General features: G+C 59.8%; 4 protein-coding genes. All 4 read left to right on the plus strand.

Annotated elements, in window-relative coordinates:
- Window positions 1-267: 267 nt before the first annotated feature.
- A complete protein-coding gene (locus HMPREF2674_RS08875) occupies window positions 268-1,332 on the plus strand; it encodes a twin-arginine translocation signal domain-containing protein (RefSeq protein ID WP_070825461.1) in 1,065 nt (354 codons plus the stop codon).
- Window positions 1,333-1,730: 398 nt separating this feature from the next.
- Window positions 1,731-3,563 (plus strand): S-layer homology domain-containing protein, encoded by a 1,833-nt coding sequence (locus HMPREF2674_RS08880; protein ID WP_049334071.1) that lies wholly within the window; start codon window positions 1,731-1,733, stop codon window positions 3,561-3,563.
- A 323-nt stretch (window positions 3,564-3,886) separates the two neighbouring features.
- Window positions 3,887-4,786: an S-layer homology domain-containing protein gene (locus HMPREF2674_RS08885; RefSeq protein ID WP_070825462.1), complete on the plus strand. Its 900-nt coding sequence runs from the start codon at window positions 3,887-3,889 to the stop codon at window positions 4,784-4,786.
- Window positions 4,787-5,053: 267 nt separating this feature from the next.
- Window positions 5,054-7,171, plus strand: a complete 2,118-nt coding sequence (locus HMPREF2674_RS08890; protein ID WP_070825463.1) for an S-layer homology domain-containing protein — start codon at window positions 5,054-5,056, stop codon at window positions 7,169-7,171.
- Window positions 7,172-7,281 lie beyond the last annotated feature (110 nt).

Genomic DNA, 7,281 nt, shown 5'->3' on the forward strand with positions numbered 1-7,281 from the left:
GCATTTCCTCTCATCGACGCTTTCCTAATGCGCTCTACGGCAGAGGTATCACTCAGCGCACCGTTTTCTTTAACCATTCGATGTGTTTATAGTATTAATTAACCCCTCACCGAGAGGGATTGCATATTCACCTCGCGTTCTCTCGACTCAGCGCTATCGAAGCCCGGTACGTCCTGCACGCCGATAGGTCTCGCTCGGATTATGGCCGAGCTACAGGTCTAGCGGCGGTATAACAATTCATTCAGAAACACACCGATTGGACACGATATGTCTACCTCGTCATCTCGTCGCCTCTTCCTGAAGGGCACCGCCGCCCTCGGTATCGCCGGGGCGCTAGGCGCTGGCCAGCTCGCCCTGCAGGGTGCACAGGCCGCAACCCTGGACATTCAGAGCGTTCCTCTGGATTTGCGGGTCAATCAGGCAATGATTGATATCAGCGGCTTTACCCTCTCCTACGAAGTTTCCGGTTTGCAACCGATTTTTGAAAACGGGCTATATACTCCCTATTTTGAAATCGGTAACTACACCAAGGATAAGGGATTTAAAGTATTCTATTTTATTTCCCTCGAGAAGAATCGCTTGGATACCGATAATGTGTACCGCCAAACGGTCATTCTTCCCACGGATATGACGACCGGCCCGAAGGGAAAGTACGGTATTCGCCTTACCCTGCGCCCCTACAATAAGCAGTACACCATTCTGCGCACGATGGTTTCTGACGTTACCGTCAATACCGATTACGCGCGGGCGCCTTTCATTATTGACCTGGAAGACGAAGATCCGTACTCCTACGACGTGTACACCGTGTGCCAGCAGAAGATGATGCTCATCGACAAGAACCGCCGCATCTACCCTTACCGCGCGGCCACGCGCGGCGACCTTATGGATACGCTGTACCGCACGGTGGGTTCGCCCAAGGTAGCTCTCCCCGCAGTTTCGCCGTACCCGGATGTTTCGCCGCAGGATCCCCGGTACGCCGCCTACATCTGGGCCGTGCAGAAGGGACTGACGAGCGGCTGGTCCGACGGCAAGATGCATCCGGAGGCGGTGGCTCGCCGCACCACGATGGCCGCTTTCCTATATCGCTTCAACGAGGCGTACCCGGCCCTTACCGAAGGAACCCACCCCACTCCGGTGGTGCCTGCGGATATGCACCCCGGTTCTCCCTTCTTTAGGGAATCCGTGTGGTTGCATACGCGCGCGAATATCGACCCGAATTTCGCGTACAAGAGCGCAAATTTCTTCCCGGACCAGGAAGTCACCCGTGCGGAATGGGCGCGAGCTCTGATTATGCTGCACGCGGATACCCTGTGTGCCAATATGCGAGATTAAGGGCGGGTCGGGCCTCACCCGGCCTTTCCCTAATTTTTCATCGCTAGATACCCCATCTTGCAATTGCGTATCAAACCCACCGCACGACGAGACTTATCAACTTTATATAGTTGATAATTTGGTTTTTATCGATTGTGCGGTGGGTTTTCTGCCCCGTTTGGAGCATGGAGCTTTGCCCGCGACTCAGTGTTTGTGCTTATCAGCACAATATTTAGGCATATTTTCCACCTCATGCACATAGTTTTTAAAGTTATACTTCAGCTTAAGATCAGCCTTCTGGTGTGAAACTTTTTCCAAGTCCACAACCGCCCCGATTACGGCAGGTCTTATCTATTTGCTACGGTGTTGATACGCACTTCCACACAATGCGTCACACCGATAAAACTGATTGGATACCAATGTCCTCACTTCAGAGCCATCCGCGTTTCGTATTCTCTAAGAATATGGTGAAGGGCGGTTGCGCCCTCACCCTTGCCGGCGCGATGCTCCTGCCTCTCTCCCCGGCCATGGCGGCCCCCACGGCGAATACCCCGGCAGTAGCCGGTGCCGTGCAGCAGGGAGAAGCACAGAACACGCAGCACCTGCAGGTCACCTCCGGCACCTTCGACATCCTCAAGGGCGGCACCATCACCGTTAACGGCTCCGGATTCTCCCCCGAGTTCGTGCACGATAAGTCTTTCCGTCTTTACATCGTGCCCAAGGGTGAGAGCATCGCTTTCCCGCCGCATCACCCGCGCAGCTACCCCTACTACGCCCAGGACGTGCCCTCCACCGCCTTTGCTGCGGACGGCACCGTGAAGCTCACCGCATCGGTGGACGCCAACTTCTTTGAGGCAACAGGCTCCTCCTTCGACGTGGTGCTCGGCTACCGCGACTCCGACCAGGACGGTTGGATTCCGGCGGGCGAGACTCGCACCGAGCTGAAGGTTGCCGCCGTTCCCACGGTTTCGTCCCCGACCCTGAGCTACAGCGCTTCGACCGTGGATGCTTCGGCAAACACCTCGATCACCGTGAACGGCGCTGGATTCCAGGACATCTCCTACAACGGCAACGAGTCTCTGATTCTGGCCGTGCGCGCCGTTGACCCGGCCACCGGCAAGCCGACCGGCCCCGCGCTGGCTCAGTCCGAGGCAAAGTTCACCTACTACTCGGCCTTCTTCGGCCAGTACATGGGCTACGTTAACGGCCGCTTCAGCACGAACCTGAACATCCCCGCGGGCACCCTGAAGGCTGGCACTTCCTATGTGGTGCAGACCTTCGAGTACACCGTCCCGGAAGACAACGACCAGGCGAACGAGCAGGCCCTGAGCACCCAGGCATTCGTGCCGGTGACCGGCGTGAACGCCGTCCACGCAGACCCCTCGGTTACCCTGAGCACCGATTCGGTGGATCTGGGCTCTTCCACGACGGTTCGTGTGAAGGGCTCCCACCTCAATGTTCCGGCCGGTTCTTCGGTCCAGGTTCTCTTCTCCGCGGCCGAGGCTGACGGTCAGCCCACCGGCGACCCCATCCAGAAGGTTGTGCTCCCCGCCAACCGTGTGTCCCAGGGTGCCTTCGAGACTGCCCTGTCGATTGACGGAACCCAGCTCGAGGCCGATGGCCACTACGCGATCTTCGTGAACGTGGTATCGGCCAAGGGCGAGAGCAAGCGCGTCTCGGCCACCTACCTGAACCTGACCGGAACCTCGCCGCAGCAGAAGAACGGTTTTGCCGACGTTCCCTCCACCCACTCACTGTACAAGGCCGTGCAGTGGGCCAACGAGAAGAAGCTCCTGGACCCGCACGAGAAGACCTGGTTCGGGGCGAACGATAACGCGACCCGCGGCGACCTGACCGTTGCCCTGTACCGTCTGGCGGGTTCGCCGAAGGTCACCCTTCCCGCGACCAGCCCTTATAAGGACGTGAAGACCACCGACCCGAACTACTCTGCCTACATTTGGGCTCGTCAGAAGGGTATTACCTACGGTTGGGCCGACGGTAATTTCCATGCCGAGGCCGGTGTCTCGAACGCCACCGTGGCGGCCTTCCTGTACCGTTACGACGGCAAGAAGCGCGTAACCGTCACCCAGGCTCCGTACACGGACGTCAAGGTGGGTTCGGCGTTCTACCGCGAGATTACCTGGGCTAAGCAGCGTAATCTTCAGGTGTTCCCGGGCAGCAACTACTACCCCACGGCTCTGGCAAGCCGTGGCGAGCTGGCCGGGTTCCTGATGAACTACGCGGGCCGCTAAGGGCTGACAAGGCCTTCTTCTGCCGGGCGGATGCAGATGTTACCGAGAGGTGCGTCGCGCATCCGCCCGGCAGGTTTTTGCGGGGCTGGAAGCCGCGCCGATCACCTGGCTCATCTCTCACCGTTGAGCCTATTTCCATAAAACCACCCCGACAGTATTCCAGCGTGTCCAAGGCCTTTCAGCGGGTTGAGTTCGCATTTTGGGTCCTGCGGTTTTATGCTAGGTCTATTGCATATCCGTGCGCGTATTCCCCTTTTCCGGCGGGGAACACGCGGTAGCGCGGTACAAGAAACACACCGACACACCAACCACATCGAGGATTTATGTCCCGCAACGCGAAGCGTTCCGCCACGTCTAATTCTTCACCTAATCATCACGAGTCCGCACAGGTTCTTAGCCCCGCCGATTCTGCCGACGCATCCGCCGAGCAGCGGAAGAAGTCGACTTCCCGCCGCCGCATCGAGCTGGGCGTGGGCGCGGTAATCCTGGCGGGTGTGCTGTACCTGCCGTTCTCTCCCCTTCTCTCGATGACCGATCCCTCGCAGGCGAATACTCCGGCGGCAGATGCCACCGTCCCGACATCGGCCAGCCTTTATGCCTCCGCGGACGGTAGCCCCTCGCTAAGCCTCTCTTCCCCCGACACGAAGCTGCACCGTCCGGTCATTGCCTCGCCCGATTACCAGCCCGCTTTCGAGGATGTACCCGAGGGTTCTGCCTACTACGATGGTGTGCGCTGGGCCGTGCGCGCGCAGGTGATGGATCCCGATTCCGAGACTCTCTTCGGCGCGGATAATACGGTGACACGAGGCGAGCTGATTCGCATCTTCTATCGTCTGGCGGGCTCGCCGTCCGTGACTCGGCCGGACCATTCCCCCTACGAGGATGTTGACGAGTCCGACCCGAATTACGACGCCTACCTGTGGGCGCGCGAACAGCAGATTACGAGCGGCTGGAATGATGGCAAGTTCCACCCGGAGGCACCCCTGTCAAACGCCTCGACCGTCGCCCTGTTGCACCGTGCTGACGGCTCCTCGAAGATTCAGCTGACGGGCACCTCACCGTTTAGTGACGTGACTTCCTCGACCCCCTTCTATCGCCAGATTGTGTGGGCGTCTCGCCGCGGCGTGTCGACCGTGTCCGAGGGCGACGCGTTCGCCCCGACGGAGCACACGTCGAAGGCACGCATGGCGATGATGCTGTACCTGTACTTCCGCACGCTGTAGCCGATGGCCCACGGGGTCTTAGAGGTTGAAATAAAGGGAAACATTCAACTCATCATTGAGCGGGTCTGTGATTTCCGGTTGAGGGTTTGGTAGGGTGAAATCATCCCCGAAACCGACGGGGACAACCAACCAACCCATCGCACCCGCGTCCCCATACGCGCGGGGGTGCCTCACCGTTTTCGGTGCGGTATTCCGCAATGTTGCGCGCCGCTTCCCGCGGTACCGCACACCGCGGTGCGAGACACAATAGAACCGATAGGGATAATGATGTCTTCTCTGCCGAACTCTAAGGCCCCTTCTTCTTTTGCCCGCGCAGCACAAGGATGCGGTGCGCTGGTTCTCGCCGGTGCCATGGTGTTTCCCATGAGCCCGGCGCTGGCTCAGAATGTGACTGCGGAAGCACCCGCGGCCGTTGCCGCCGGCTCCCTGCCGGCTGACCACACCCCGAAGGCCGGCGGTGACCAGAAGGCTGAGACCAACGCCTTCACCCCGCACTGGAGCTACAGTGCCCTTACCGATACGTCCAAGGACCAGGATCTTCACTTCAATGGCTGGGACTTCAACGGCGATATTAACTCCCCCAAGGGCGTGCAGATTCTTATTCGTGAGAAGGGTTCGAACACCCCCGTCCTGGCTATCAGCGACATTGTCGAGTACAACGACCCCGAGTATGCGTTCCAGTACCAGCACGGGTACCTCATCGGCAACGTTAAGATTCCCGCTAACACCCTGGATTCGGCGAAGCAGTACACCGTCGAGGTGTGGGGCAACAACGGCTACGAGGGCAGCGACAAGCTCGTCACTCCCGTCGTGGGTCAGGCCCCCGAGGGCCGCGGCACTCTGTTGGCCTGGCAGGATCTGAACTTCAAGGGTTCGGACGGCGTTCAGGCCGCCAACCTGCCCACGGCTCAGGACAACGACAAGAAGCCCGAGCCAACGCCGGATCCCAAGCCAGTGGAGCAGACCACCACTTTTGAGGCATCCGTTCCCGACGGCTACAAGTACGACGGCGTGGTCCCCTTCCTCATCACGACCGAGGGCGGCACCGTTCACGTGAAGGGTTCGGGCTACACCAAGGAATGGCGTGCCCAGCACGGCACCGTGGCGCTATACATTGCCCCCGCAAAATACGCACCCTCTGGCTACAGGATTCCGACCTCGGATATGCTGCGTTTTGTGGAGGGTCAGGACTTTACCATTGCCGATGACGGCACCTTCGAGGCTGATCTGAAGGTTGAGGCGTACAAGCTTGCCGCCTACTACTTCATTGACGACGACATTTTCCACGACCCGACCGGCGGCACGAAATACGACGTCCGCTACAATATTCACGTAGTTGCTGAGCAGAAGGGCCAGAAGCCGCTGACCGCCCAGGAGCTGTGGACCAGCAAGAACGTAGTGAGCACTCGGGTGCTGAACACTCTGGGCGAGAAGCCGGAGCCGTTCGCGCCGCGCCTGAGCTACAACGCTGTGGCTGATTCTGCAAAGGCACAGGTTTTGCACGTTGGCGGTCAGGGGTTCAACGGCGATATCCACTCCGTTAAGGGCGTTCAGTTCGTGGTTCGCGAGAAGGGCTCGAACACCCCGGTTCTGGCAACCAGCGACATTATCGAGTTTGACCACCCCACCCAGGCTTCGGCTTACCGTGACGGCAACCTGAACGGTACCGTGAATCTTCCGGCAAACACCCTGGATGCTTCGAAGAAGTACGTGATTGAGGTCTGGGCTAACGACGGTTACAGCGAGAACGGCGAGCTGCTCGCGCCGGTCGTGGGCAAGTCCACCGAGGGTCGCGGCACCCTGCTCGCATGGCAGGACCTGGATCTGAACGGCACTAACGGCTACAAGGATGCAAACCTGCCCACGGCTCAGGACAATGACAAGAAGCCTGACCCGGCACCGCAGCCGACCCCCAAGCCCGAGCCGAAGCCTCAGCCGACCCCGCAGCCCGACCAGAACCAGCTTCAGAAGGCCACCCGCGGTGAGCTCACGGCTGCCCTCTACGTGCAGGCGGGTACCCCCGAGGTGAAGCTCCCCGAGACTTCCCCGTGGCCGGATGTGAAGACCACCGACCCGAACTTCCCCGCCTACGTGTGGGCCCGTCAGAAGGGCATCACCTTCGGCTGGTCGGACGGCAAGTTCCACGCTGACGCCGGCGTTTCGAACGCAACCGTTGCGGCTTTCACCTACCGCGCGGCGGGTTCGCCTGCGGTAACGGGCACCTCCTCCTACAAGGACGTGACCCCCGGTTCGGCCTTCTACCGTGAGATTCTGTGGGCTCAGCAGAACAAGGTGGTGCTGAACGCTAACGGCACTTTTGATGCTCAGCACATGGTGACCAAGGCTGAGCTGGCCACCCTGATCGCGGCATACCAGGCTCGCTAAGCGCGTCGCATCGGTGCGCCCGCATCCCCCTCGGGTTTTACCTTGAGGGCGTGTGCGGCGCATCGGATAGCTCGCTGGTTCCCCGTGCTCCCGAATGGTTTTCTGTTCGG

This window comes from Rothia sp. HMSC062F03 (assembly GCF_001836905.1).
GTDB classification, from domain to species: Bacteria; Actinomycetota; Actinomycetes; order Actinomycetales; family Micrococcaceae; genus Rothia; species Rothia mucilaginosa_A.